A 26608-nucleotide genomic window follows, 5' to 3' on the forward strand; every position below is an offset into this window, starting at 1 on the left:
AGTATGCGGGAGGCGGAAGCCACGCTCCTGCCGGACGGACGGCCCGGCCGATAGGCTCACCGTGTGATCGACCCCCGCATCCTCCGAGACGACCCCGACCGCGTCCGCGCCTCCCAGGAGAAGCGCGGGCTCAGTGCCGCGGTCGTCGACCGGGCGCTGGAGGCCGACGCCGCGCGGCGCGCCGCGATCGTGGAGTTCGAGGCCAAGCGCGCCGAGCAGAAGCAGGTGTCCGCGCTCATCCCAAAGGCCAGCCCCGAAGAGAAGCCGGACCTGCTCGCCCGCACCAAGCAGCTCTCGGCCGAGGTCAAGGAGCTCGAGGCGGCGCAGCGGCAGGCCGAGGAGGCGTGGGTCGCGGTGCTGAAGAGCATCCACAACGTCACCGCCGAGGAGACGCCGGCCGGCGGCGAGGACGACTTCGTGGTGCTCGAGCACGTCGGCACGCCCCGTGACTTCGCGGCCGAGGGGTTCGAGCCGCGCGACCACGTCGAGCTGGGCCGGCTGCTCGGCGCCATCGACCTCGAGCGTGGCGCGAAGGTGTCCGGCTCGCGGTTCTACTACCTCACCGGCGTCGGCGCCGAGCTGGAGTTTGCGCTGATCAACCTCGCCATGGAGCAGGCCCGCGACGCCGGCTTCACGCAGGTCATCGCCCCGGCGCTGGTCCGCCCGGAGGCGATGGACGGCACCGGCTTCCTGGAGCAGGCGGAGGAGAACGTCTACCGCATCGAGGGCGAGGACCTCTACCTCGTGGGCACCTCGGAGGTGCCGATGGCGGCGTACCACTCCGACGAGATCCTTGACCCCGCGTCGCTGCCGCTGCGGTACGCCGCGTTCTCGTCGTGCTTCCGCAAGGAGGCCGGCTCGGCCGGCAAGGACACCAAGGGCATCATCCGGGTCCACCAGTTCGAGAAGGTGGAGATGTTCGTCTACACCACGCTCGAGGAGTCCTACGCCGAGCACGAGCGGCTGCTGGGCTGGGAGAAGGCGTTCCTCGACAAGCTCGAGCTGGCCTACCGCGTCATCGACGTCGCGGCCGGCGACCTCGGCAACTCGGCCATGCGCAAGTTCGACTGCGAGGCCTGGATCCCGACGCAGGGCAAGTACCGCGAGCTCACGTCGACCTCGAACTGCCTGGACTTCCAGGCGCGCCGGCTCGACATCCGCGGTCGCTTCGAGGGCGGTACCGCTCCGCTGGCCACCCTCAACGGCACGCTGACCGCGATCACCCGGGCGATCGTCGCGATCCTCGAGACCCACCAGCAGCCGGACGGCTCGGTGCGGGTGCCGAAGGCGCTCCAGAAGTGGCTCGGCCGTGAGGTGCTGGAGCCGGTCGTCCGCTGATGACAGCGCTGAGGAGACCGGAGCCCGACTGGCAGCCCAAGGTCGTCGCGCTCGACATCGACGGCACGCTGCTGAAGTGGGTCGACGGGACCGGTGCGGCCGAGGAGGAGCTCCCGGCCGCCGTCCACGCCGCGGTCAATCGAGCGTACGACGCCGGGGCCCACGTCGTGCTCGCGTCGGGCCGCTCCCCGCACGGCATGACGATCATCGCCGACGCGCTGGGCCTGCCCCGCGACGGCGACGAGCGGCTGTGGATCGTCGCGTCGAACGGGACCGTGATCCTGCGCTACCCGCCCGTGGACGTGGTGCACGAGGAGACCTTCGACGCCCGTGAGGCGGTCGCAGCGATCCTCGAGCGCCATCCGTCCGCGCTCGTCGCCGTCGAGGAGCGGGGCGTCGGCTACCGGCTCAACGGGCCGTTCCCGCCCGGGGAGCTCACCGGCGACATGATCGTCACGCCGGTCGAGGAGCTCGTTGCCCAGCCGGTCTCCCGCGTGATCATCCGCGATCCGTCCTCCACCGCGGAGGACTTCGTCCAGCTGGGGCGCGAGCTCGGCCTGGCCGGGACGTCGTACTTCGTGGGCTGGACCGCCTGGCTCGACCTGGCGCCCGTGGGTGTCTCGAAGGCGTCGGGCCTGGCCTACGTCGTCGACCAGCTCGGCCTCGAGCCCAGCGACGTGCTCGCCATCGGCGACGGCCGCAACGACATCGAGATGCTCACCTGGGCCGGCCGCGGCGTGGCGATGGGGCACGCGCCCGACGACGTCAAGGAGATCGCCGACGCGGTGACTGGCACGGTGGACGACGACGGGGCGGCGACGGAGCTGTCGTACTGGTTCCCCGCATGATCGCCCGATGAGCCTGCCGGCGAGCATCGCCACCGAGCGGCTGACGCTGCCGCTGTGGGACGCCGCCACCGTCCGTCTGGTCCGCGAGGGCGGCCGCCGCGACGGCTGGCACCGCGACTTCCCGCGCGAGGAGGACCGGGACGCCGCCTCACTGTGGCACGACGACGACCCGTGGGGGCCGCGCTCGATCGTGCGCGGCGTGACGACGCTCGGGTCGGTCGGGTTCTTCGGCCCGCCCCAGCCGGCCGCCGACGGCGTCCCGGAGGTCGAGGTCGGCTACGGCCTGGTGCGCGAGGCGTGGGGCTGGGGCTTCGCCACCGAGGCGTTGCGGGCGCTGCTGCGGCACACCGACGCGGCCGGCGTACGCGTGCGTGCGTCGGTGGCGCCGGAGAACGCCGCCTCGCTTCGGGTGCTCGCGAAGTGTGGCTTCACCCAGCTGCGCGGGCCGAACGAGGACGGGGAGCTGGTGCTGGCCCGGCCGCTGCCTGCCGCCTGACCGGACGAGGGAGTTCCCAAGGACCTTGGTCCTGTCTTTACCTGTCTTCACTCTGGCATCCCACGTAAGCCTCTACGGTCACACCGATTCCCCTCCCCCACAGCTCTCTCGAGGAGACATCGGTGATGTCAGACCGTCGGCGGACGGTGCGGCTCGTTGCCGCACTCGCTTCCGCGTCCCTTCTCTACTCCGGTCTCCAGGCGATGTCGCTGGCACCGGTCGCCCAGGCCGTCCCGCCGACGGGACCGGTCAGCGCCGCGGAGCTGCCGCTGCTGGACTCGGCGAAGCCGAGGAAGCAGGACACCGCTGGCGCCTGGGGACCCGCCGGTGCGGAGTCGAACTCCGTGACCGGCGTCGAGCCGGCGGCTGCTTCCGAGCCGGTCTCCGGGCAGGAGCTGATGGCGGACTTCGACCCGGAGGCGGTCCGGGTCGTAGAGCGAAGCGAGTTCGGTGAGATCCTCGAGGGCCCCGGCGGTGTGCAGGTCGGTCGGGCCACGCCGGAGCCGTTGGCGATCGCCGCCGCCTCTGCGCGGGACCCGAAGCGAGCCGCGGCGGCTGTCGACGCCGAGCTGCGGGGGCTGGCGCGCGACGCCGGCCGTTCGGCGGCCAAGGCCGAGGAGGGCTCGGTGCGGTCCGGCACCGTCGACGGCTTCGTCCGCGCGAGCACCGAGGTCGTGGACCTCGACGAGCTGGCGGACTCCGCTGCCTCCGGCCTGGGAGGCCGCGCGGCTGCTGGCGGGTTCGGCGTTGCTGCGCACCCGCTCGACCCGGTGTTCGCCTCGGTGACGGGCGGCGCCGACGACGTTGTGCTGTCGGTGGCGGCAGCCGGCGACGACGCGTCGTCGCGACGTGCCGAGCGAGTGCGGTTCGGTCTCGCGGGCGCTGGTGAGTCTCGCGCCGAGGTCACCGGCTCGAAGGTCACCTATCCGGACATCGAGCCGGGTGTCGATGCGGTCTACGAGGTGACGGCCGGCTCGGTCAAGGAGACGCTCGTCGTCGAGGATCCCGCCGCGGCTTCCGATGGCGTGTGGGAGTTCGGTCTCAGCCTGCCTCAGGGCCTTTCCCCGAAGCTGGTCGACGGTGACGTCCTGCTTCGGGACGGCGATGGCACGACGGCCATCACGATCCCCATCCCGTACGTGTGGGACTCCTCGGGGACCGACGAGCGCGCGGCGGCGGACGTCAACGGCCACTGGGAGGTCGAGCACGTCTCGGGCGCCCGGGAGGCGCGCGCGAACCAGCCGTCGCGGTGGACGCTGCGGCTCGTCGTCGACGGTGCCTGGCTGGAGGACCCCGCGCGGGTCTACCCCGTGATGGTGGACCCGACGGTCTCCTACGGGCCGAGCGGCTACCGATCGCTGTCGACCCAAGGCGTGGTGGCCGTCGACCCGAACATCCGGATCGGCAACACCCGGACGACGACGGGCATCTGGCGAACCCGTATCGCCTATCCCTACGAGCAGCTCTTCGGGCGTCAGATCACCAACGCGTGGGTGCACACGGTGTTCCTGGACGGTGCCGTCACCCTGCAGCCGGTCAGGATCCGGCAGAGCACCGGCGTGGCGTACGACGCCGTCGGCTCCGAACTCTGGGCCGAGGCACAGTTGGCCGGCGGTGACACGCACCTGCTGGGGCAGCTGTACTCCAGGTTCCGGGCGCACATCGACGCTCGGGTCGGTGGCTTGGTCCTGGCGTACATCGGCTCGGCCGAGGCCGAGTACACCTACAAGTACATGCGGCACGCGATGTACTTCGACGTCAACACCCCACCGACGATCTCGTCGGCGTCGATCGTGGTTACCGACTCGGGCAACACGGCTCGCTCGGTGACTCCGACGATCAACGCCACTGCTAGCGACGCCGAGGGTGACGAGATCCTCTACCAGTACACGGTGGGGTCGGTGGCCAACCCCGACCAGGACGTGGCGTGGATCTCGGGCTGGATCCCCTCCAGCTCGGCCACCGTCCCGGCAGGGATGCTCGAACCCGGCAAGCAGTACGGGTTGCGTGTCCATGTAACCGACTACTGCCTGTGGTATGTCACCGATCCCCAATGTGGGTATCCGGCGGACACCAAGGCGGTGACCTGGGTGACCCCGCCGGCCTTCACGACCAACCGGCCGCCGTCCACGCCGACCAACCTGGAGCCTTCGGGGAAGGTCGCGACGCTCACGCCGACCCTGTCCGTAGCAGCGGCCACCGACCCCGAGGCTCGTCCGATCCGGTACCGGTTCACGGTCGCGACCGGTACCGACGGTCTCACCGGCGTGGTGGTCGACTCCGGTCTCCAGTCGGCGCCGTCGTGGTCGGTCCCCACAGGTGTGCTGAGCGATGGCATGAAGTACACGTGGACCGTCCGCAGCTATGACGGCACGGACTACGGTCCGGCCGCCGCGGCGAAGACCCTCGATGTCGACCTCCGGACCGGAGACCCGGGCGCTTCGCCGGCGGAGTCGGTCGGGCCGGTGACGGTCAACCTCACCTCCGGCAACGCGATCGTCGGCACTGGCTCACCGGCGTTCTCCACCGCGGGCGGCGACGTCGGTCTGTCGTTCGTGTACAACTCACAGCGGTCCCATGTCACCCACGGTCTGCGCGCGACCTACCGACCCAAGCCGGCCGGCGGGGTCGCGGGCGGGGCGGTGCTGTCGCGGATCGAGCCGTCGATCAACGTCGACTGGGGCAATGCCTCGCCCTATCCCGCGGCGCTGCCGGCCGACGGGTTCGAGGTCAACTGGCAGGGCTTCCTGAAGTTGCCCGACAGCATTGCGGGCGGCGACTTCGTCTTCGGTGCTCGCCACGACGACGCCTTCAGCCTCGAGGTCGACGGCACCTCGAAGCTGGCCGCCGCCGGCATCGGAACCCACTGGTCGACGACGCCGGTCGCGTTGACCCCGGGGACCGCGGTCGAGGTGGATGCCACTCTGACCGAGGTCAGCGGTGCTTCCTACGCGACGTTGCTGATCCGGCGGGTCGACGGGACCGACATCGTGCTGCCCAACGGGCAGACGGCTCCCTACCTGGTCGTGCCGCCGGACTGGCTCACCGCCACGGCGCCGGCCCCGCTGCCCGTGGGCTGGACGCTGGGTATCGACATCGACGGCGAGGCGCCGTACGTCAACGCCAAGGTCGCGGACAACTCGGTGACGCTGACCGACGTCAGCGGAGACCAGGTCGTCTTCAGCAAAAAGGAATCCGGCGTCTGGGAGCCCGAGGCCGGCGTCTACGACACGCTGGTGCTGGGTGCGGCCGGCACTCCCGAGGCCGGCACGGTGACGGTCCTGAGTGAGGACGGATCGCGCACGGCCTTCCGCGCCGACGGCGCGCTCGACTCCTATGTTCCCGGTGGTGACGCCGACGTGGCGGGCGCGCCCAGCCTGGCGCCGACCTACAGCTACACGGGCAACCCCGGCCGGTTGACCGCCATCACCGACGCGTCCGACCCGACCCGCAAGCTGCGGCTGTCCTACGGTCGCGCCGGGGATGAGCCCTGCTACGAAGGCGCCGTTCGCCCTGACGGCACGGCACAGGCGCCGCCGCCCGGGATGCTGTGCCGCATCAGCTATCCGGACGACACCGTCAGCCTGCTCTGGTACGACGACCAGGGCCGGCTCGCACGGATCGCCGACTACTACAAGAAGACGTCGACGGGCTCGTTGGCTGCCTCCATGGTCGAGGTGACCGACTTCGCCTACGACGGCGACGGGCGCATCGCGCGGGTGGTCGACCCGCTGGCGAACGACGCCCTCGCAGCCGGATCGGCTGCCGGAGCCCTCGACCCGACGGTCGTGGACACCGAGATCACCTACTCCGGCTCCGGCTGGCAGGGCAAGGCCACGAAGGTCGTGCTGCCGAGCCCGACCGGCCTGACCATCACCCCCCGTTCGGGCAGCGCCATCGCCTACGTCCAGCCGGCGAGTTCCACCACGGACGGCACCACCACGGTGCGCCGATTCGGTGGCAGCGCCGGCACGAGCGGCACGAGCGCCTACGGAGCCGCCGAGCGGACCGTCAGCTTCAACAACCTATGGCAGGCCACCAAGGAGACCGACCGCACCGGCGTCTCGACCGAGGCGACCTGGACCCCGAAGGATCAACCGCTCACCGTCACCGATGCCGCCGGCCGGCGCACGGGAACCGTCTACGACGCCTTGGACCGCCCGATCCAATCGAACGGGCCGGCAGCGAAGGAGTGCATCGACGGCGCCGGCAAGATCGTCGCGTCGGGGACCCCTGGCTGCGCTGCTCCTGCCAGCGTTCCGCAGACCACCACGGCTTATGACAACGGTCTCTCGGGTCTCCACCTGGACTACTACGGCAACGACCGCCTCGGCGGAACCCCGGCCGCGAAGGCGCTCGGCTTCACCGGCGGGCTGAACGCCTCTTACGCCGGCTCACCCGCGGCCGGCGTACCGGCGGCTCCGTGGTCCGCACGTGCCACCGGGTACGTGCAGCTGCCCGCGACGGGGCTGTACACGCTGCGGCTTGCGGTCGACGACATGGCACGTCTCACCGTCGGCACCCAGAGCTACGACCTCTGGGGTGCGGGCAAGGTGCGCGGCGAGACCGACCCGCACCTGCTGTCCTTCACGCACGACGGTGACCCGGGTGCTTGGGTGCCAATCCGGATCGAGTGGGCCAACACAGCCGGTGCGAGCGCGTTCAACCTCAAGTGGACCTATCCCGGCCAGACGACGCCGGTCCTCGTCCCTGCCAGCCGGCTCAACCCCGGTTACAACCTCCCCACGAGCACGGTCGTGCAGGACAGCGGCGGCACCACCCCGACCGCGACGACCACCAGCGCGTACGGCGACCGCCCGTGGCTCGGCCTGCTCACCACCACCTACTCGCTGAACAACACCAACGGCCCCGAGTTCCTGACCACGAGCTTCACCTACGACGACCACCGTCGTCGGCTGACGCGCAAGCTGCCCGGCGGCGGCGAGTGGACCTACGGCTACTACGCCGCCGGCGAGGCACCACCGGCCAACCCGTGCGCCGGCGTGGCGGCGAACCAGGCCGGTCGGCCCTCGACGGTCACCGGACCGGTTGCGGCCGACGGCAGCAGTCAGCGCACCCAGTGGGTCTACGACGTCATGGGACGCGTCGTCGGCACCCGGTCCGGCACGACCGCCGCGCCGAGCGGCTGGACCTGCACCGCCTACGACACCCGTGGGCGTGCCACCAGCACCACCTACCGCAAGAACGACGGCACCATCGAACGGACCGTCACCTACAACCCCGCGGTCGGTGGCAACCCGCTCAAGGTCGCGGTGACCGACCCCGCCGGCACCATCACCACCGTGGTCGACCTGCTCGGCCGCACCGTGAGCTACACCGACGTGCATGGTTTGGTGACCACCACCGCCTACAACCAGTTGGGTCAGGTGGTCAGCACCACCACGGCGCCTCCGGCAGGCTCGACCAGCGCGACGGTCAGCCAGCAGTTCACCTACGACGGGGCGGGCCGTCTGCTGACGCACAAGCTCGACAACAAGCCCATCGCATCGCTCACCTACGGTGCTCCGGGCAAGGAGCTCAGCTCCATCGCCTATCCCGCCGGCACGGACAGCGCGGGCAACGGCACCAGCCTGGCCGCCATCGGTCGCGACCACACCGGCGCCACCACCCAACTGGAGTGGGCGCTCGCGGGCGGCGCTGCGTTGGTCGATGCGGTCACTCGCTCCCGGTCGGGACGGATCCGGACCAACACCCTGACCCTCGACGGGGTCACCCACGGTGAGTCGACCTACGGCTACGACATGGTCGGACGCCTGATCAACGCCACCGTCGGGCGCCGGGTCGACGGCGCCCTGGCGAGCCACTCGCTCTCCTACGGCTTCGGCGCGTCGGGTGCTTCATGCACCGGTGTGGCCGGCGTGGCCGCGTACGCCGGCAAGACCGGCAACCGCACCAGGAGCACCGACACCTTCAACGGTGTCACCACCACGATCGAGTCCTGCTACGACACCGCCGACCGGCTGCTCAAGGCGACGACCAGCCAGGGTGGCGTCGCCGCGTCGACGCTGACGACGGCCTACGACACCCGCGGCAACACCACAGGTCTCTCCGACACTGTGGCCGGCGGTCAGACACTGGTCTACGACGGCGCGAACCGGCACGCGAGCACCAGCACGACGCCGACGTCTGGGAGCGGTGTCCAGGTCGGGTACTCGCGTGACGCGACCGACCGGATCGTCGTACGCACGACGAGCGGTCAGTCCGGTGAGCCTGCTCAGCTCAAGTACGGCTACAGCGGACCCGGCGACACGGCCGACTACACGCTCGATGCAGCCGGCAACGTCGTCGAGCACACCCTCTCTCTGCCCGGCGGCGTGGTGCTGACCCGCACCGTTGGCGGATCGGAGGCGCCGAAGCAGACCTGGGCCTACCCCAACATCCACGGCGACATCGTCGCCACCACCGGTGCCGACGGTGTCCTTGACGGAGCGGTCAAGGTCTACGACCCGTTCGGCCAACCACTCGACCCCAACACAGGCGCCATCGGAACCAACACCGCCAACGACGCGGCTGCCGACACCAACACCGGCAACCTCGACAACGGCTGGCTCGGTCAACACCAGCGTCCCTACGAGCACCTCGGCAACCTCGCCGCCATCGAGATGGGCGCCCGCGTCTACCTCCCCGCCCTGGGCCGATTCCTCTCGATCGACCCGATCGAGGGCGGAAATTCCAACGACTACATCTATCCTAACGACCCGCTAAACAGCCTGGATCTGGATGGAAAGGTGTGCGTGCTCAATCTCGGGCCCGATTGCGGACGTTGGGTGAAAAACCGGTACGGGCATCGTGTCTTTATCAAGAACAAGATCGCTAACAAGATTTCGACGAAGCACAAGATGGACGTGGAAGAAGGATTGCCGTACTTCATCAAGAGAGCTGAACGCGACTACTTTGTGAGGACGAAAAAGGGGTACAAGGCGTATTCTTACGTCGCGGAGCACATGGTTCGCCAGTCGGGGGGCGGTTGGGTTGGAACCGGTGAATTGCAGCGCGTCATAATTGTGGTCAACTGGCATGGGCGGGGGAAGAATCGTGGTGAACTGGTCACGGCGTACTGTGAAACCCCAAGCGGCCACGTTTGCCCGTATTGGATGCGCGGGCACCCGGTTTCCGAGTAGGATCATGGTTCATGAACGGGAATTCTTCGACGGATGAGACGCCGGCTGGCTCGGTGCTCGCGGCGGTCTTGTCCGGCCTCGTTGGACATCGAGCCCAGGTCGAGCCGGTCGCGTCTTGGATCGAAGGCGAAGACGTTCTCTGTATCGTTTATCGCTCCTCCTATGTCGATGGGATCGTCGGCCTACGACGTGTCATCGAATTGGACGTTCCACTTGATGCGGTCGTCTCCGACATCTTGGAGGGGGATTTCGGCGAGCCGATGGGATCGGATGCTGAGCACATCTGGTTGGACGATGAGGGGCGCCGATGGTGGAGTGGGCTTCGGCCTGAATGGCGCTATGAGGCTAACTCAGCACGCGCACGATCGTTGCGGGGTGATGCGAGAGGGTAGGTCGCATCTATGGATGCGCAGGGCACGGATGTGTGCAAATCGGACCGGCGGATCATAAGAACACGACTCTACCGGCAACGGGATAGCGGGGTCGCTGTCGAGGTGACGTGGCAACTTGTGCGATGGCTTGCCACTCGTGTCACACGTTCAGTCGCGGATCTAAACCGCGGCGCTCGCAAGTTCCGTTCCATCTGAACGTCGTAGTTCGAACAAGGGTTGAGTGCGGTCGGCGATCCTATGAGGTGGTCGCCGAAGCCTAGGTGACGTCGACGGAGCGATCCCACTTACGGCCGCCGGACCAGGACCGTCGAAGCCCGGGTCGTGGACGAGCGTCCTCGTGGCCGCTTCGAAGGCCGGTGTCTCGAGCGCCGACAGCCGATCCCTCAGCTCCTCCTCGGACGTAGCTACCGCCCGTTGCCCGTCGACTCCTGGCATGGCCCCAAGGATCCATCGCACACGGTCGCGCGCCGGTAACGCGCGGCGCGGCTCAGCGAGCCGATCCCCTCACCACCAGCTGGGACGATCCGCCCATCGCGAGGCCTGGGGCCGCTGCGGCGCGGGAGGACTGACGGCCTTGCGGCGTTGCTTCTCGGCGTACATCAGCGCGTCGGCGCGGGCCAACAGCGCGTCGACGCTGAGGTCGTCGTACGGCTCGACCTCGCACAGACCGATGCTGGCCGAGACGCCCTGGGTCTGCGCGAGCCGGCTGAGCATGACCTGACGCAGCCGTTCGATCCCCGGCCCGCGGTCGACGAAGAGCGCGGCGAACTCGTCGCCGCCGAGCCGCGCCACGATGTCGTGCTCGCCGGCGATGTCGGTCAGCGCCCGGGCTACCGCCTGGATCGAGGCGTCGCCGACGGCGTGGCCGTGGGTGTCGTTGAGCGCCTTGAGGCCGTCCATGTCGAGGTAGGCGATCACGGCGGTGCTGCCCGTGTCGCGCACCCGGTCCAGCAGCGCGGCCGCCCGCTCCCAGAACCCGCGCCGGTTCAGCAGCCCGGTGAGATCGTCGGTCGACGACAGCCTGCTGAGCTCGCTCTCGACGTGGACGCGCTGGCTCAGCTCCTCGCGGATCCCGACGTGCGCCATGGCCACTGAGGCGGAGTCGGCCAGCGCCTGGAGCAGGCGCATCTCCTCCGGCGTCGCCTCGTGGTGGTCGGCCCAGTAGCTCCCGATCGCGCCGATCGGGTCGATCGAGCGGATCGGGACCAGCGCCAGGCTGTTGACGAACGTCGGACGGTAGAGCTCGTGCGGGACCCGGTCGTCGGCGTACACGTCGGGGATGACCACGGTCTCCTTGTGGCGGATCGACCAGCCGCTGAGGGAGGTCTCCAGCGGAAACCGCTGACCGCGCCACAGGGGGCCGATCGCGTCCTCGTCGACGTAGTAGCACTGGTCGCCGTCGCGCAGCACGAACGTCGCGCCGTCCGCGTCGGTCAGCCGCCGGGCCGCCGTACGGGTGATCGCGACGACCTCGTCCAGCGTGTGCGCCATCGCCAGCTCCTGGACGGCGCGCAGCAGCAGATCGAGGCCACGGATGGCGTCCGGCGAGGACGTCGGGGTGTCGACCATGGGCAGTCCTGGAGGAGAGGTGGGCGCCCATGGTAGGGGCATCCACCCCCGGGAATGGGCGGGAGTCGCGCAACTGGTCCAGACTTCGGCGTGTGGGAAACGCAGCGCCGCAGCTGGTCGCGACCGACCTGGACGGGACCCTCGTTCGCTCGGACGGCTCGGTGTCGCCGTACAGCGTGGAGGTGCTCGCCGAGCTCGACCGCCGCGGCATCCCCGTCGTCTTCGTGACCGGCCGTCCGCTGCGGTGGACCGAGGAGGTCTTCGAGTACGTCGGCAGCCACGGTCTGGCCATCGTCTCCAACGGCGCGCTTGTGTGGGACGTCGCGCGGCACGAGCCCTGGCTGGAGCGGCCGATCGACCCCGCGGTGGCCCTCGACGTCGCGCGCGAGCTGCGCGCCACGATCCCGGGGGTGGGCTTCGCGATCGAGACCCTCGAGGGCTGGGCGATGGAGCCCGGCTACCCCGGCCACCGGGCCGACGACGACCGCGGCTTCGCCGCGCAGCGGGTGGCGCCGCTCGAGGAGCTGCTGTCCGGGCCGGTCCTCAAGCTGCTCGTGCGCGGCGGCGGGCTGGCCGCCGACGCGTTCGTCGACGCCGCCGTGACCGTCGTCGGCGACCGCGTCAACGTCACCCACTCCTCCTTCCCGCTGCTCGAGATCAGCGCGCTGGAGGTCACCAAGGCCTCGACGCTGGCGCTCATCGCCGAGCGGCTCGGCGCTGCTCCCGAGCACGTCGTGGCGTTCGGCGACATGCCGAACGACCTGCCGATGCTGACCTGGGCCGGCCTGTCGTACGCCATGGCCGACGCGCACCCCGCCGTCCTGGCGTGTGCCAGTCACGTGGCGCCCGGACACGACGACGACGGCGTCGCGCGGGTGCTGGCCGAGGTGCTCGGGCTGTGAGCGGCTGGGTGCGGTCTGCTCTGATGGGGGCGTGATGCGTCGTCTGCTCGCTGTGCTCGTGCTGCCCGTGCTGCCCGTGCTGCTCGTCCCTGCCCTGGTCGTCGCCGGGGCGGCCACCACGCCGGCGTACGCCGCCTGCGTGCCGCAGCCCATGGCCGTCGCTGCCGCCCGCGCTCCCGTCGTGTTCTCCGGCACGGTGACCGGCAGCACGCCGGTGACCGGCGGGTTCGTGCAGACGGTCACCGTCGACCGGCTCTACCGTGGCGACGTCCCGGTGGCCGACGTGCGGGTCCGTACCGGTGCCGGGGAGTGCCAGGCCAACCAGCTCGCGACCGGGAAGCCGTACCTGTTCCTGGTCGTGCCGGCCGGTGACGCCTGGCAGGCGCGGGGTCTGCGCGGGGCGCAGTCGTTGACCCCGGCGCTGCAGGCGGAGATCGTCCGGCTGACGGGCAGCGAGGGCACGCCCGTGACCGCGACCGAGCCGGCGCGGGAGATCACCTACACCCAGGTCGGCTCCGAGCGGCCGCGCCCGCTGCTGCGGGCCGCCGCGCCGGGCCTCGCGTTGGCGCTCGCCGGGCTGCTGGGGTTGCTCGTCGTCGGACGGCTCGCGCGCCGACGGCACTGACGGCACCACGCGGGTCGTTCGAACCGGGAAACGGACTGTCGGTGGGTCCCACTAGCGTGCCTGGTACTGGATGAAGCACTCTCTCGGGACCCGCCATGACGATCGCGTTCGCACCCAACACCCCCGTGCTGCTGGCGTGCGTCGAGGTTCTGGAGGAGGCCCTCGACGCGGTCGCCGAGTCCGACCCGATCTTCCTGGCCACCGACGAGAAGGCCGATGCTCTGCGCCGGTTGGCGAAGGTCGACGCCCGTCTCGCCGAGCTGCGGATGCGGTTCCTCGTCGCCTCGGGTGACGTCGACGACGCCGTCGGTGCCCGTGACGTCGCGGCCTGGCTGGCGGCCGAGACCCGCCAGGACCTCCCGGCACCCAGGGGCGAGCAGCAGCTTGCCGTCGCCCTCGACAGGGAGGACGACGTCCTGCGCAGGGCGCTGCGCGACGGCCACGTGAACCTCGCCCAGGCCCGGGTCATCGCCACGGCTCTGGACGACCTGCCCGACGACCTCGATCCGGCGATCCGGCAGTTGGCGGAGAAGACCCTCGTCGCCGAGGCCGAGCACCTGACCCCGCATCAGTTGCGGATCGCCGGCCGCCGCATCCTCGACGTGGCAGCCCCCGGCATCGCCGAGGCCGAGGAAGCCCGGCGGCTCGCCGCGCAGGAGGCTCATGCCCGAGCCAGGACCAAGCTCTCTCTCAAGCGCCTCGGCGACGGCACCACCCGGCTGGCCGGCGTCATCCCGGACGCAGCGGCACACCGGCTGGAGACCTACCTGCAGGCCTACACCAACCCGCGGGTCGGTGGAGCGCGTGTCGAGCCGACCGATGCGTTCACCGGCTCCTACCCCCGCCGCCTCGGCCAGGCGTTCTGCCAGCTCCTGGAGACGATGGATCCCAGCCGCCTGCCGGTCCACGGCGGAGACGCCACCACCGTCATCGTGACGATCGGCCTGGAGCAGCTCCAGCACGACCTGGGTGTCGGGAGCCTTCTCGACGGCGACCGGCTCAGCGCGGGCGAGATCAGGCGCCTGGCCTGCACCGGCACCATCATCCCCGCGGTGCTGGGCGCCCGATCCGAGGTGCTCGATCTGGGCCGTGGACAACGGCTCTTCGGGCGCGCTCAGCGCAAGGCGCTGCTGCTACGCGACACGACGTGCCGCGCCGAGGGCTGCACGATCCCCGGCAGGTGGTGCGAAGCCCACCATTGGCTGGCCTGGACCCACGGCGGCCGGACCGACCTCGCCAACGCCGGGCTGCTCTGCTCGCACCACCATCACCGCGCCCACGACCCCGGCTACCTCAGCAGCCGCCTGCCCAACGGCGACGTCAGGTTCAGCAGGCGGCGGTGAGTGGCTCAGAGGTACATGCCACCGGACTGGCCGGGCTGCGGCTCGGTCGGCGGCTGCTCCTCCTGCGGCTGCTGCGCGCTCATGCCCGGCGGCAGACCTCGGCGGATCTGCTCGAACTGCGCACGCGCCGCTGCCTGCTGGGCGTAGATCGCCGTCTGGATGCCGTGGAAGAGGCCCTCCAGCCAGCCGACCAGCTGCGCCTGCGCGATCCGCAGCTCGCTCTCGGACGGGACGTGGTCCTCGGTGAACGGCAGCGAGATCCGCTCCAGCTCCTCGACCAGCTCGGGCGCGAGACCCGCCTCCAGCTCCTTGATCGAGGAGTGGTGGATCTCCCGCAGGCGCGTCCGCGAGGCCTCGTCGAGCGGGGCGGCCTTCACCTCCTCGAGGAGCTGGCGGATCATCGACCCGATCCGCATGACCTTGGCCGGCTGCTCCACCAGATCGGTGATGCTGCGCTCGCCGTCGTCGTCCTGGGCCTGGTGGGCGAGGGACAGTGGCTGGCCGTCGGCCCCGACCACCACGACGCGCTGCTGGCCCTGGGGCTGCTGCTGCTCGGTCATGCCCCCACCCTAGCCAGGGCCGCCCGACGCCCGGATCAGACCGCGAGCAGGATCTTCCCGGAGTGCTCGCCGGAGCTCATCAGCTCGTGCGCCGCCACGGCGTCGGCCAGGGGGAGCACGGCGTGCACGAGTGGCTTGACGTCCCCACTGGCGACCAACGGCCACACGTGCTCCACGACCGAGGCGCAGATCGCGCTCTTTCCCTCGACCGGACGCGAGCGCAGCGTGGTCGCGATCACCGCGCCGCGCTTGCGCAGCAGCGCGCTGATGTCGAGCTCCGCCTTCGTCCCGCCCTGCATCCCGATGATGACCAGCCGGCCGGAGTCGGCGAGCGCGTCGACGTTGCGGGACAGGTACTTCGCGCCCATGTTGTCGAGGATGACGTCGCCGCCGCCGTACTCCCGCGCGACGGCGACGAAGTCGTCGTTGCGGTAGTCGATCGCCACGTCGGCGCCCAGCTCGCGGCACAGCGCCAGCTTCTCCGGCGTGCCGGCGGTGGTCAGCACGCGCGCGCCGAGCGCGTGGGCGAGCTGGATCGCCATGGTGCCGATGCCGCCGGCCCCGCCGTGTACGAGGAACGTCTCGTCGGGGCGCAGGCCACCGATCATGAAGACGTTGGACCACACCGTGCAGGCCACCTCGGGCAGCGCCGCGGCGGTGACCAGGTCGACCCCCTCGGGGACCGGCATGAGCTGGCCAGCGGGTACGGCCACCTTGCTGGCGTACCCGCCTCCCGCCAGCAGCGCGCACGCCGCGTCGCCGACCCGCCAGCGCTCGACGCCCTCACCGACGGCCGCGACGGTGCCCGAGCACTCCATGCCGATCACGTCGGAGGCGCCGGGGGGCGGCGGGTAGAAGCCCTGTCGCTGCAGCAGATCGGCCCGGTTGAGCCCCGCGGCGGCGACGTCGAGGACGACCTCGCCGGGACCGGGCTCCGGGTCGGGCAGGTCGACGACGGTGAGGACCTCCGGTCCTCCGGGCTCCCGGGCGACGACGGCACGCATGGCCCCACCCTAGGAGGCGTGTGTCCGGTCGGTCGGGTCAGGCGTCGGCGTCCTCGAGGTCCGGGATGGCGTCGGCACCGGCCGGGCGGTCCCATCCCTCGGCGAGGGCGGTGAGCCGACCGGCCATCAGCTCGATCTCGTCGCCCGACGCGCCGCGGCTGCCGGCCGCGAGCCCCAGGAGGTACGCCGTCACCGGGGCCGCCGGTCGTTGCACGTTGTGCGCCGCGACCCTCGCCAGGTCGAGCACCAGGCCCTCGTCGACCTCGACGTCGAGGTCGAGGACGTCACACGCCTCGTCGATCCAGTCGTGCAGGTTCACGTCGTCCAGACTGACCACCGATCCCCGGGGCTGTCCAGCGGGCACCTGACATTGGGAGCGGTTCCACCGGCGTGTCGCGGTTAGATCCGTCAGGTGCCCGGGTCGGACGAGAGGTCGCGGAGGTCCTCCCAGCTGTCGACGTCACGGTGCTCATCACCGACGGCCGGCACGTCCACGAGGTCGAGCGGCGCGAGCAGCCGCCGCATCGCGAGGTTGTGCCGCTCCTCCAGACCCGGCCGCACCTCGAGCAGGCGGGCGGTGGCGAGCACCATCGCGAGCTGGCGACGCCCGTCCGGCCCGACGAGCACGGCTCCGTCGCGCCCCTCGGCAGCCTCCGTCAGCCGGCGCAGCGTCGCCATCCGCAGCCGCGGCATGTCGACCGCGACCACGGCGACGTACGGCGCCGGGTCCAGCAGCAGGTCGACTCCGGTGAGCAGGCCGGCCGCCGGGCCGCCGTACCGGGGTGACTCGCGGGCGAACGTGACCGGTCGCTCGGTCGGCACGGGGTCACCGACGACCACCACCTCGCGAGCGTCGACCACCGCGTCGAGCACCCACGCGAGCAGCGTGCGGCCGCCGATCTCGACGCCGGCCTTGTCGACACCGCCCAGGCCGACGGCGCGCCCGCCCGCCAGGACCACCGCGGACCAGGGCTCGAGCATGTCGGGGAGCCTACGGGCGAGGTCGGCAGCGGTGCCGGCGCGGGCCTAGGGTGGGCGGCATGTGGCACCACCTCGATGTCGCCCTCGTCCAGCAGGCGGCGTCGCTCGATCCCGGTGAGAACCGCCGCCGGCTCGCGGAGCTCACGCCGGGCGGCGTCGACCTGGTCGTCTTCCCCGAGGCGTTCGCGCGGGACTTCGGCACCGCACAGGACGGCACCGACGACGTCCGGCCGGATGCGGAGCCGCTCGACGGCCCCTTCGGCGCCGAGCTGGCGCGCGTGGCGGGTGCCCGGTCGACGATGGTCCTGGCCGGGATGTTCGAGGCGACCGACGGGCTGCCGTACAACACGCTCGTGCTGACCGACGGTGAGCGACGCGAGGTCTACCGCAAGATCCACCTCTACGACTCCTTCGGCTACCGCGAGTCCGATCGGCTGAGCGCCGGTGAGGTCCGGCCCGTCCTCACCGAGGTCGACGGCGTCCCGATCGGCCTGCTCACCTGCTACGACCTGCGGTTCCCGGAGCTGGCGCGCGCTCTGGTCGAGGCCGGCGCCGAGGTGCTCGTCGTGCCGGCGGCCTGGGTGGCGGGCGAGCGCAAGGTGGACCACTGGCGCACGCTGGTGCGCGCCCGCGCGATCGAGAACACGGCGTACGTCGTCGCGGTCGGCCAGCCCGCGCCGCGCTACTGCGGCCACTCGCTGGTGGTGGACCCGCTCGGCGAGGTGCTGGTCGAGGGTGGAGACGGTCCCGGCGTGCTCACCGCCCGTCTGGAGGGCGCTCGGGTGGCCGAGGCGCGCTCGGTGAACCCCAGCCTTCGCAACCGCCGAATGTAACCTTCCCTCCCGTGACCAGAGCCGCTCCCCGACGTCGCGCCGACCCGGCGCCCCGTCGACGCGCAGCGGAGAAGCCGACCCGTCGGTGGGGTCGCTCGAAGCCGTCCGGCGAGGCCCGCGGCCTCGAGCCGGCCTACGTCGAGCTGCCCGACGAGCGGCCCGTCGCGCAGCCCGCCGAGGAGCCCGTCGAGCAGCAGCAGGCGCCGACCGTCGAGGGGCTCGTCGCCGAGCCGCCGCCCCGGCCGCGGCCGGTCGCACTGGAGGGGCCGACCGCTCCCGTCGGCGTCCGCCCCGAGGACAGCACGCGCGCGCCGTGGCAGGAGATCGTGCTCTGGGTCGGCGTCATCATCGGCGGCCTGGCGTGCCTGGCCGCCGGCGCCCGCTCGCTGGGGCCCGACGTGCTGCCGGGCATCGGCTCGGTGGCCATCGCCACGGCCTACACGTGGGTGCTCTGCGCCCGCACCGGTGGCCGCCCGGTCCTGTTCACCGCGCTCGCGGCGGCATTGGGAGCCGTCGTCCTGCTCGTGGACCTGCCGGAGCTGCGGACGGGGGCGTCCGTGGTGGTGGCCGCAATCGCGGCCGTGCTGGGCGTGGTGATCACCGTGCCGGCGGTGCGGTTCCGCCAGGCGGCGCGGGAGTGCTGCGTGGCGGTCGGGGTCGCCTGGATCGGCGCCCTCGCGGCGCTGGGCCTGGAGCCCACGCTGACGCTCGCGCGCTTCGAGTACGCCGTGCTGCTGCTCGCCCTCGGCGGGGCGTTCCTCGTCGTCTACCGGCTGGGCGCCGGCCTGCACGGACTCGGCCGCCGCGGCGTCGTGATCGTCGCGGTCGGTGGCGTGACGCTGCTGGTGACGCTGCTCTACGCCGAGATGCTGCGCCGCTACGGCACCGAAGGGCTGATCGAGTCACTGCTCGGCGTCGTGCACTGGAGCCGCGAGAACCTCGGCGCCTTCCCCCGGCCGATCGAGACCGTCCTCGGCATCCCGGCGCTGGCCTGGGGCGTCCACATGCGCGCGCGGCGCCGGCAGGGCTGGTGGGTCTGCGCCTTCGGTGTCGCCGCCACGGCCGCCGTCTCGGACTCGCTGGTCAATCCCGCCATCTCGGTGCTGGAGTCGGTGCTGTCGGTGGTCTACGGCCTCGTCGGCGGGCTGCTGATCGGCTACCTGGTGATCCGGCTCGACCTGTTCTTCACCGGCTCCGGCGGCGGCCGTCGGGCCGTCGGGCGTCGGGGTCGGCGGGCGGAGGAGGCCGAGAACGCCGTACGCCCGGAGCCGAAGCGGACCGACGCCCTGCTGTAGGCCGGTCACGACTCGCTCGTCGGTGTCCTCCGTTGCGCCGGTGGCGGCGTACGCGCCGGTAACGGCTAGCGTCGCGAGCATGGCGAGGGAGAGCGTGGTCGAGGTGGTCGCCGAGATGGTGGCGAACGTCATGAGCGTCGCGGTCGAGCCGGGGGACGCGGTCGCGGCCGGTGACACCGTGGTGCTGCTGGAGTCGATGAAGATGGAGATCCCCGTGATCGCCGAGACCGGGGGCACCGTGCGGGCCGTGAAGGTCGCCACCGGGGACGTCGTCCAGGAGGGCGACGTGCTGGTCGAGCTGGTCGGCTGAGCCGGGCGCCGTCGGCTGACGGCAGCGCACTACCCTGGCGACACCGGGATGGTTGGCAGAGTGGTCGATTGCACCCGCCTTGAAAGCGGGCGTGCCCATGGCACCGGGGGTTCGAATCCCTCACCATCCGCCAGTCAGCGAGGGTCAGTCCGAGCCGCCGATCTCGAGCTCGACCTCGTCGTAGGCGAGGTCGTTGACCCGCTGCAGGTGGTGGCCGACGTCGCGCGCCAGCCGCTTCAGCTCGCCGCGCAGGGCCTCGGCGTCGGGCGCCTCCAGGATCGGGTCGAGGTAGGCCGTGAGCCGTGTCAGCAGGGCGTTGCGCTCCCGGAATGCCTGGGTGCCGCGGGCGGCCAGCCAGCCCTCCTCGCCGCCGAGCGTCTCGCCGATCAGTCGGTCCCGCACGGTCACGAGACGCTGCCGCACGCCCCAGCGCCAGTTCCCGAGGCCGACGCCACTGCCGCGCGGCAGGTCGAGCGCGCGGTCGAGTGCGTGCAGAGCGTCGGCGGCTGGGCTGGTCGGCATGGCGGCTCCCCGAGACGTGTTCCCCGAGTGTGACCTGGATCACCTGATGCGACAAGAGCGATGTGCGGGAACGCGGGCGACCGGTGTTGAATCGTCGGGTGACCCAGCCGGACCTGCCGACCGTCTACCGCCTCGCCCCCGCCGTGACCGCCCGCTTCGTGGGCCTCTACCTGGTGGGTCTCGCGCTGCTCGTCTTCGCCGGCACGCTGCTCGTGGCCGTCGCCGGCGGCTCGATGGACATCGTGGTGGCGCTCGTGGGCCTCGGGCTCGTGGGTCTGGTCGTGCTCGGCTGGTGGCTGCGCGCCAAGGCGTACGTCGTCAAGGCCGGTGCCGACGGCTACCGGGTGCGCCTGGTGCGCGGCGCGGGCGTCACGGCGGCCCGGTGGACCCAGGTCGAGGACGCCGTGACCGTGACCGCCCACGGGATCCCCTGCGTGGTGCTGCGACTCAAGGACGGCGGCACCACGACCATTCCGGTCTCCGTCCTGGCCGTCGACAAGGAGGAGTTCGTGCGCCAGCTGCAGCAGCACCTGCAGCGCGGCCAGCGGCTCAAGCCGTTCCGGGGACCCGGTGATTCGCACGCGGGCGGCGCGGCCTAGTACCCTGTCACGCGCTGTCGGGGAGGCGTCGCCTAGTCCGGTCTATGGCGCCCGCCTGCTAAGCGGGTTTGGGGCTACAACCCCATCGAGGGTTCAAATCCCTCCGCCTCCGCCAGCCGGCCCCCTCGCCCTCGGGCGAGGGGGCCGCTCGCATTGGCGCGTCGGCTGCCGCCCTCCCGGCCCCAGGATTTTGCAACTCTTTGCAGTGCACTTTTGTGAAGGCGGCGACCACTGTCGGGTTGCAACGTTATGCAGCATGCTTCATGACGCAGGCAATTCTCGGGATGTTCGCCACTCCTACCAGAACAAGGATTCCCCATGAAGAACGTTCGAAAGGTCGCCGCCGTCGCTGTCGCTTGCGGGCTCAGCTTCGGCGTTCTCGGCATCTCGGCTCCTGCGCACGCTGACCACAGCTGGGGCTTCGCCAAGCCCGGCAAGGTCAAGTGAGCATCGATCCCCACCCACACAATCCCCACAAAGTCCGGCGACGGGTCCCCTCCATCCCCCCTTCAGGGCCCTTCGTCAACGACAAGGCAGCGACTGCTCGGGTCGCTGCCTTTGTCGTGTCCGGGGTCGTCGTGCGGACGCTCCGGTCCGGCCGGTCGCTACGACTCGCCCGGCCTCTCGACCCCGCTCGGCCCTGACTCCACCGGCTCGTCGCCGGAGATGCCCAGGCGCCCGATCGTGTAGCCGAGCTGGAAGCGGGTCTCGGCCTCGAACTCCGCCTTCAGGTCGGCCACGTAGCCGGCGTACGTCCGCGGGCTGACGCCCAGCCGCTTGGCCGAGACCGGGTCAGAGTGGCCCTCGATCAGCATCCGGAGCGTCATCGCGCGCTGCTCCTGCGCGATGTGGCGGACCGTGGACTCCTCGCTGCTGGTGAAGGGGCGGGCCCGCTCCCAGGAGCGCATGAAGACGTCGGCCAGGTAGGCGACCGCGGTCGGCTCGCGGATCGCGAGCGCGACCTTGAGGTCGTCGGGAGCCGGGATCACGGCGACCCGGCGGTCGACGATGACGATGCGGTTGAAGAACTCGTCGAGGGTGCGGACCTCGCCGCCGAGCTCGGTCACCCGGCCGACGTACTCCCGCGTCGCGGTGCTGCGTCGCGAGCTGTGCTGGTAGAGCGTCAGGATGCGTACGCCGCGGTCGAGCAGGATCCGCTCCCGCTCGGTCGACTCGCTCAGGCCCCGGCCGAGGTCACGTCCGGTCTGCGGCTGCGCGGTCAGGACCTCGCTCTCGGCCTCGGCGACCAGGCTGCTGACGTACTCCGGGATGGCGAAGCCGCGCAGGTAGGTGAACGGCCCGCGGTTGTCGGCCTCGGGGGAGCGCCGCCACGCCTGGGTAAGGGAGGCGAAGCCCCGCGCCCACTGGGTCGACTCCTCCAGCAGTCGCGCGCCCTCGAAGCTGAGCGGCGCGACGACCCGGGCCTGCACGGTGGAGGGATCCTCGGGCAGCCAGCGCGCGACCTCGGTGTCGTGGTGCAGCAGGCCGAGCTCCCGCAGCAGCTCGAAAGCGGCCCGCTCCGGCGCGTCCTGCTTGAGCCGCTCGTCGGTGTCGTCGATCCCGCCGTCGGCGGCGATCTGCTCGTAGAGCACCACGGCCTGGGTCTCGAAGAGCGCGCGCTCGTCGGGACCGTAGCTGTTCAGCTCCGCCTCCTTGGAACGACTCGGGCAACGACACCGGGGGAGTGCTGGGATCATGGCACACCGGGGGCTCGGCGCGGGACCCGGGCGCGCGGCGCCGCCGAGCGCATGGAGGGGCACGATTTCGGCAACCCCGAAGCCGTCCGCTATCCTCCTCTAGTCGTTTCGACATGCGCCTGTAGCTCAACGGATAGAGCATCTGACTACGGATCAGAAGGTTTGGGGTTCGAATCCCTACAGGCGCGCAGAGCACGAAGGCCCCGGTCGACCAGCAGGTCGGTCGGGGCCTTTTCTGTGCGAGGATCACCGTCGATGGAGATCTGGATCAACCCCGCCTGCTCGAAGTGCCGCACCGCGCTGTCGATCCTCGACGCCGAGGGCGCCGACTACACCGTGCGCCGCTACCTCGACGAGCCGCCGACCGTGGCCGAGCTGACCGACGTGCTGGGCCGCCTCGGCCTGGAGCCGTGGGACATCACGCGTACGGCGGAGCCGGTCGCGCAGGAGCTGGGCCTGAAGTCGTGGCCACGGGACGCCGCGCACCGCGAGCAGTGGCTGGCGGCGCTGGCGGTGCATCCGAAGCTCATCCAGCGGCCGATCATCACCGCCGACGACGGGCACGCCGTGGTCGCCCGCACCGACGAGTCGGTCCGCTCGGTCCTCTAAAGCCTGCTCGGCTCGCCCGGCCGGCGTACCGCGGCAGGCATGGCGACCGCGGAGGCAGGGCACCGCTCGGAGGGAGCCGCGAAGCCGAGCCGGGGGAGGACGCGATGCGCAGCCATGCCAAGCCGGAGTCGCCGACGGATCTCAAGAAGCCGTCGTGGACCTACGTCGCCCGCAAGACCGTGCGGGAGTTCATGGACGACCAGTGCACCGACCTGGCGGCGGCGCTGACGTACTACGCCGTCCTCGCACTGTTCCCCGCCGCCATCGCGCTGCTGTCCCTCGTGGGCCTGGTCGGGCAGGGACGGGAGACGGTCGACACGCTGCTGCAGATCCTCCGCGACGTCGGCGCCGGCAGCGCGGCGGAGACGCTGGAGCCGACGCTGACCGAGCTGGCCGGCTCCCAGAGCTCCGGGTTCGCACTGGTCATCGGTCTTGCCGTCGCCCTGTGGTCCGCGTCGGGGTACGTCGGCGCGTTCGGCCGCGGCATGAACCGGATCTACGAGGTCGACGAGGGACGGCCGATCTGGAAGCTGCGGCCGGCGATGCTGCTGGTCACCGTCGTGACCGTCGTGCTGACCGCGATCGTCGCCGTCGGCCTGGTGGTCACCGGTCCCGCGGCCGAGGCGGTCGGCAACGCGATCGGCGTCGGGTCGACGTTCGTGACGGTCTGGGGCATCGCCAAGTGGCCCGTGCTGCTGATCGTGGTGGTCGTCATCGTGGCGCTGCTCTACTACGCGACGCCCAACGTGAGGCAGCCGAAGTTCCGTTGGATCAGCATCGGCGCGATCGTCGCGATCCTCACCTGGGTGGTGGCCTCCGCGCTGTTCGGTCTCTACGTCGCCAACTTCGCCAGCTACGACAAGACCTACGGGTCGCTGGCCGGCGTCATCGTGTTCCTGCTGTGGCTGTGGATCACCAACCTCGCGCTGCTCTTCGGTGCCGAGCTCGACGCGGAGCTCGAGCGCGGCCGGGAGCTGCAGGCCGGCATCGCCGCGGAGTCGGAGATCCAGCTGCCGCCGCGCGACACCCGCAAGAGCGACAAGGCGGCGGAGAAGGAGCGCGAGGACGTGGCCCGCGCCCGCGCTCTGCGCGAGAGCCGGGGCGAGAGCACCGAGGTCGACCCGCGATGATGGGGGCATGACCGCCACCGAGAACAACGGCATCCGGGTCGCGGCCCTCGACGACATCCCCGTCGGTGAGGGCATCGCCATCTCCAGCGACATCACCGGCACCGACGACGACATCGCGCTGCTGCGCGACGAGGACGGCTCGGTCTGGGCGCTCAACGACACCTGCACCCACCAGGTGGCCTCGCTGTCGCAGGGGTGGGTCGAGGACGGCAAGGTCGAGTGCCCGCTGCACTCCTCGCAGTTCTGCCTGAAGACCGGCGCGGTCGAGGGCCTGCCCGCCACCGTCGACACGGTGCCGCACAAGGTCGAGGTCCGCGACGGCGAGGTCTACCTCTTCCCCAACGTCAGGCCCTGACCCCGCTGCCGTCACACGACGGGGCTGCGCCGCTCTGGTCACACCACGCGGCTGCGCCGCTCAAGCAAGACCACGTCACGCCAGCGGCCTCCCAGTTGGCCGATCCGCTCTCGTCGCCCGACCTCGCGGAAGCCGAGCGAGCGGTGCAGGGCCAGGCTCGCCGCGTTCTCCGGGAAGACGCCCGACTGGATCGTCCAGATGCCGGCGGCCTCGGTGGACGCGATGAGGGCCTGCAGTAGCGCCCGGCCGATCCCGCGACCCTGCGCGGCGGGGGAGACGTACACGGAGTGCTCCACCACGCCGGCGTACGCACACCGGTCGGAGACGGCGCTGGCGGCCACCCAGCCCACCACCTCACCGTCGTCGTCCAGCGCGACGAACCGATGCGCGGGCAGCCGGGCGACGTCGAAGGCCGCCCAGCCCGGTGCCGCGGTCTCGAAGGTCGCCTGTCCGGTGTCGATGCCGGCCTGGTAGATCGCGAGCACCGCCGCGGCGTGGGCCGCGGTCATGGCCTCGACGCGCATCGGCGGCCTCAGCCGGCCAGCTCGGCGACCAGCGCCTCGACCCGGGCCCTGATCTGGTCGCGGATCGGCCGCACCGCCTCGATGCCCTGGCCCGCCGGGTCGGCGAGCACCCAGTCCTCGTAGCGCTTGCCCGGGAAGAAGGGGCACTCGTCGCCGCAGCCCATCGTCACGACGACGTCGGCCTCCTGCACCGCCTCGGTCGTGAGCACCTTCGGCTGGCGGCCGGCGATGTCGATGCCCTCCTCGGCCATCGCCGCCACGGCGACCGGGTTGATCCGGTCGGCCGGCTGGGAGCCGGCGGAGAGCACCTCGATCCGGTCGCCGGCGAGCGACTGCAGGTAACCCGCGGCCATCTGGGAGCGGCCGGCGTTGTGGACGCAGACGAACAGCACCGTCGGCTTGCTCATGACAGGGCTCCCTTGCTCATGACTGGGTGGGGGACAGGCGTGGGGGTGAGGGCGCGGACCAGGCCGAGCGCGATGACGGCGCCGACGAGCTGGGCGACCACGAAGCCGGGGACCGAGGACGGCGCGATGCCGGCGAAGCTGTCGGAGAGCGTGCGGGCCACCGTGATGGCGGGGTTGGCGAAGCTCGTCGAGGAGGTGAACCAGTACGCCGCCGTGATGTACCCGGCGACGCCGACCGCGATGGTGGCGCCCCGGCCACGGCGAGCGGCGACGAACACCACGAGCAGCAGCCCGACCGTGGCGACCGTCTCCGCCACCAGCAGATGACCGCCCGAGCGCTCCGTGTCCGAGACGGTGACCGCCGGCAGGTCGAACATCACGTTGGCGAGCACGGCCCCGCTGACGCAGCCGGCGACCTGGGCCAGCGACTGCAGGCCCGCCTCGCGCCAGGAGATGTCGCCCAGGGCCGCGCCGACCGCCGAGACGACGGGGTTGAACGCCGCCGAGACGGGCTGGAAGGTGAGGATGAGCGCCACCAGGACGGCACCGGTGACCAGGGCGTTCTCAAGCAGCTGCACCCCGACGTCGCCCGGCGAGAGCCGCACGGCGGCGATGCCGGAGCCGATCACCGCCGCGGTCAGGAACAGCGTTCCGACGTACTCCGCCAGCAACCGCTGCCGGAGCGTGGACGTCACGCGGCTCCCCCCAGCAGGGCGACGAGGTCGCCGAGCGCCTCGGTGCGGACGCGGTAGTAGACCCAAACGCCTCGCTTGGTGCGGTCCAGCAGACCCACCTCGTGGAGCACCTTGAGGTGGTGGCTGATGGTCGGCTGCGAGAGGTCGAAGGCGTCGCCGAGGTCGCACACGCAGGCCTCGCCCGCCTCGTGCGCCGCGACGAGCGAGAGCAGCCGCAGCCGAACGGGGTCGGCGAGCGCCTTGAGCAGGGGCGCGATCGACTCGGCCTGCTCCGCGCTCAGCGGCGCCTTCGTCAGCGGGGAGCAGCAAGCGACGGCCTCGACCGGCGTGAGCTCGAGCAGAGACTTCGACATGCATCTATGTTGACATCCGTCTATGTCTAGGTGCAAGGTCGGATATCGACAACCATCGATATCTACCGACAGGAGCATC

At 71.2% G+C, this 26608-nt stretch carries 26 protein-coding genes and 3 tRNA genes; 18 read left to right on the forward strand and 11 right to left on the reverse strand.

Annotation, left to right across the window (positions count from 1 at the left end):
• The first annotated feature begins 63 nt into the window (after positions 1–63).
• The 4 genes from serS (at position 64) to VGE38_RS02785 (ending at position 9824) form a co-directional block, all read left to right on the forward strand.
• On the forward strand, positions 64–1338 hold the full coding sequence (gene serS / locus VGE38_RS02770; RefSeq protein ID WP_331141007.1) for a serine--tRNA ligase: 1275 nt from the start codon (positions 64–66) through the stop codon (positions 1336–1338).
• Positions 1338–2186: an HAD family hydrolase gene (locus VGE38_RS02775; protein WP_331141008.1), complete on the forward strand. Its 849-nt coding sequence runs from the start codon at positions 1338–1340 to the stop codon at positions 2184–2186. The genes serS and VGE38_RS02775 overlap by 1 nt, the downstream gene beginning before the upstream one ends.
• Before the next feature lie 7 nt (positions 2187–2193).
• Complete coding sequence (locus VGE38_RS02780; RefSeq protein ID WP_331141009.1) at positions 2194–2682, forward strand: GNAT family N-acetyltransferase; 489 nt, start codon at positions 2194–2196, stop codon at positions 2680–2682.
• A 125-nt stretch (positions 2683–2807) separates the two neighbouring features.
• Entirely contained in the window at positions 2808–9824 is a 7017-nt protein-coding gene (locus VGE38_RS02785; RefSeq protein ID WP_331141010.1) for an RHS repeat domain-containing protein, read from the forward strand.
• Positions 9825–10720: 896 nt separating this feature from the next.
• Here VGE38_RS02785 and VGE38_RS02790 read toward each other — a convergent pair.
• The gene (locus VGE38_RS02790) at positions 10721–11785 is read right to left on the reverse strand and encodes a sensor domain-containing diguanylate cyclase (protein ID WP_331141011.1); all 1065 of its coding nucleotides are present in this window, start codon (positions 11783–11785) and stop codon (positions 10721–10723) included.
• Positions 11786–11877: 92 nt separating this feature from the next.
• On the opposite strand from VGE38_RS02790, the gene VGE38_RS02795 reads away from it, so the two are divergent.
• The 3 genes from VGE38_RS02795 (at position 11878) to VGE38_RS02805 (ending at position 14655) form a co-directional block, all read left to right on the forward strand.
• Complete coding sequence (locus VGE38_RS02795) at positions 11878–12687, forward strand: HAD family hydrolase (RefSeq protein ID WP_331141012.1); 810 nt, start codon at positions 11878–11880, stop codon at positions 12685–12687.
• Positions 12688–12721: 34 nt separating this feature from the next.
• The gene (locus tag VGE38_RS02800; protein WP_331141013.1) at positions 12722–13312 is read left to right on the forward strand and encodes a hypothetical protein; all 591 of its coding nucleotides are present in this window, start codon (positions 12722–12724) and stop codon (positions 13310–13312) included.
• Positions 13313–13407: 95 nt separating this feature from the next.
• On the forward strand, positions 13408–14655 hold the full coding sequence (locus tag VGE38_RS02805; protein ID WP_331141014.1) for an HNH endonuclease signature motif containing protein: 1248 nt from the start codon (positions 13408–13410) through the stop codon (positions 14653–14655).
• 5 nt (positions 14656–14660) lie between these two features.
• On the opposite strand, the gene VGE38_RS02810 is transcribed toward VGE38_RS02805, so the two are convergent.
• The 4 genes from VGE38_RS02810 to mobA form a co-directional block, all read right to left on the reverse strand.
• Entirely contained in the window at positions 14661–15215 is a 555-nt protein-coding gene (locus VGE38_RS02810; RefSeq protein ID WP_331141015.1) for a bacterial proteasome activator family protein, read from the reverse strand.
• A 35-nt stretch (positions 15216–15250) separates the two neighbouring features.
• Entirely contained in the window at positions 15251–16219 is a 969-nt protein-coding gene (locus VGE38_RS02815; protein WP_331141016.1) for an NAD(P)H-quinone oxidoreductase, read from the reverse strand.
• A gap of 37 nt (positions 16220–16256) precedes the next feature.
• A complete protein-coding gene (locus VGE38_RS02820; RefSeq protein ID WP_331141017.1) occupies positions 16257–16538 on the reverse strand; it encodes a DUF6457 domain-containing protein in 282 nt (93 codons plus the stop codon).
• A gap of 89 nt (positions 16539–16627) precedes the next feature.
• Positions 16628–17200, reverse strand: a complete 573-nt coding sequence (gene mobA, locus VGE38_RS02825; protein ID WP_331141018.1) for a molybdenum cofactor guanylyltransferase — start codon at positions 17198–17200, stop codon at positions 16628–16630.
• Between the two features lie 59 nt (positions 17201–17259).
• On the opposite strand from mobA, the gene VGE38_RS02830 reads away from it, so the two are divergent.
• The 4 genes from VGE38_RS02830 to VGE38_RS02845 all read left to right on the forward strand — a co-directional run bounded on the left by VGE38_RS02830 (position 17260) and on the right by VGE38_RS02845 (position 19771).
• Positions 17260–18033 carry a carbon-nitrogen hydrolase family protein gene (locus VGE38_RS02830; RefSeq protein WP_331141019.1) on the forward strand — a complete coding sequence of 258 codons (774 nt, stop codon included), beginning with the start codon at positions 17260–17262 and terminating at the stop codon, positions 18031–18033.
• An 11-nt stretch (positions 18034–18044) separates the two neighbouring features.
• A complete protein-coding gene (locus VGE38_RS02835) occupies positions 18045–19328 on the forward strand; it encodes a hypothetical protein (RefSeq protein ID WP_331141020.1) in 1284 nt (427 codons plus the stop codon).
• Positions 19329–19407: 79 nt separating this feature from the next.
• On the forward strand, positions 19408–19638 hold the full coding sequence (locus VGE38_RS02840) for a biotin/lipoyl-binding carrier protein (protein ID WP_331141021.1): 231 nt from the start codon (positions 19408–19410) through the stop codon (positions 19636–19638).
• A 46-nt stretch (positions 19639–19684) separates the two neighbouring features.
• Positions 19685–19771 (forward strand) — tRNA-Ser (locus VGE38_RS02845).
• A gap of 11 nt (positions 19772–19782) precedes the next feature.
• Here the strand turns inward: VGE38_RS02845 and VGE38_RS02850 are convergent.
• Positions 19783–20160, reverse strand: a complete 378-nt coding sequence (locus tag VGE38_RS02850; protein ID WP_331141022.1) for a hypothetical protein — start codon at positions 20158–20160, stop codon at positions 19783–19785.
• Between the two features lie 98 nt (positions 20161–20258).
• On the opposite strand from VGE38_RS02850, the gene VGE38_RS02855 reads away from it, so the two are divergent.
• The 3 genes from VGE38_RS02855 (at position 20259) to VGE38_RS02865 (ending at position 21206) form a co-directional block, all read left to right on the forward strand.
• The gene (locus tag VGE38_RS02855) at positions 20259–20759 is read left to right on the forward strand and encodes a hypothetical protein (RefSeq protein WP_331141023.1); all 501 of its coding nucleotides are present in this window, start codon (positions 20259–20261) and stop codon (positions 20757–20759) included.
• 21 nt (positions 20760–20780) lie between these two features.
• Positions 20781–20874: transfer RNA gene (locus tag VGE38_RS02860), tRNA-Ser, on the forward strand.
• A gap of 203 nt (positions 20875–21077) precedes the next feature.
• Positions 21078–21206 carry a hypothetical protein gene (locus VGE38_RS02865; protein ID WP_331141024.1) on the forward strand — a complete coding sequence of 43 codons (129 nt, stop codon included), beginning with the start codon at positions 21078–21080 and terminating at the stop codon, positions 21204–21206.
• A 158-nt stretch (positions 21207–21364) separates the two neighbouring features.
• Here VGE38_RS02865 and VGE38_RS02870 read toward each other — a convergent pair whose 3' ends face one another.
• On the reverse strand, positions 21365–22456 hold the full coding sequence (locus tag VGE38_RS02870; protein ID WP_331141025.1) for a LuxR family transcriptional regulator: 1092 nt from the start codon (positions 22454–22456) through the stop codon (positions 21365–21367).
• 115 nt (positions 22457–22571) lie between these two features.
• On the opposite strand from VGE38_RS02870, the gene VGE38_RS02875 reads away from it, so the two are divergent.
• The 4 genes from VGE38_RS02875 to VGE38_RS02890 all read left to right on the forward strand — a co-directional run bounded on the left by VGE38_RS02875 (position 22572) and on the right by VGE38_RS02890 (position 24550).
• Positions 22572–22644, forward strand: a tRNA-Arg gene (locus tag VGE38_RS02875).
• A gap of 67 nt (positions 22645–22711) precedes the next feature.
• A complete protein-coding gene (locus VGE38_RS02880; protein ID WP_331141026.1) occupies positions 22712–23065 on the forward strand; it encodes an arsenate reductase family protein in 354 nt (117 codons plus the stop codon).
• A gap of 104 nt (positions 23066–23169) precedes the next feature.
• Positions 23170–24195: a YihY/virulence factor BrkB family protein gene (locus VGE38_RS02885; protein ID WP_331141027.1), complete on the forward strand. Its 1026-nt coding sequence runs from the start codon at positions 23170–23172 to the stop codon at positions 24193–24195.
• A gap of 7 nt (positions 24196–24202) precedes the next feature.
• Positions 24203–24550 (forward strand): non-heme iron oxygenase ferredoxin subunit, encoded by a 348-nt coding sequence (locus VGE38_RS02890; RefSeq protein ID WP_331141028.1) that lies wholly within the window; start codon positions 24203–24205, stop codon positions 24548–24550.
• 38 nt (positions 24551–24588) lie between these two features.
• Here the strand turns inward: VGE38_RS02890 and VGE38_RS02895 are convergent, their stop codons facing one another.
• From VGE38_RS02895 to VGE38_RS02910, 4 genes are read right to left on the reverse strand one after another with little or no spacing between them, the layout of a single operon-like run.
• Positions 24589–25074: a GNAT family N-acetyltransferase gene (locus VGE38_RS02895; protein WP_331141029.1), complete on the reverse strand. Its 486-nt coding sequence runs from the start codon at positions 25072–25074 to the stop codon at positions 24589–24591.
• Between the two features lie 8 nt (positions 25075–25082).
• On the reverse strand, positions 25083–25481 hold the full coding sequence (locus VGE38_RS02900; protein ID WP_331141030.1) for an arsenate reductase ArsC: 399 nt from the start codon (positions 25479–25481) through the stop codon (positions 25083–25085).
• On the reverse strand, positions 25478–26176 hold the full coding sequence (locus tag VGE38_RS02905; protein ID WP_331141031.1) for an aquaporin: 699 nt from the start codon (positions 26174–26176) through the stop codon (positions 25478–25480). Before VGE38_RS02905 ends, VGE38_RS02900 begins: the two co-directional genes overlap by 4 nt.
• Positions 26173–26529 carry a metalloregulator ArsR/SmtB family transcription factor gene (locus VGE38_RS02910; RefSeq protein WP_331141032.1) on the reverse strand — a complete coding sequence of 119 codons (357 nt, stop codon included), beginning with the start codon at positions 26527–26529 and terminating at the stop codon, positions 26173–26175. The genes VGE38_RS02905 and VGE38_RS02910 overlap by 4 nt, the downstream gene beginning before the upstream one ends.
• Between the last annotated feature and the right edge of the window lie 79 nt (positions 26530–26608).

Origin of the sequence: Nocardioides sp., from assembly GCF_036405735.1 — a bacterium.
Classification (GTDB): Bacteria; Actinomycetota; Actinomycetes; order Propionibacteriales; family Nocardioidaceae; genus Nocardioides.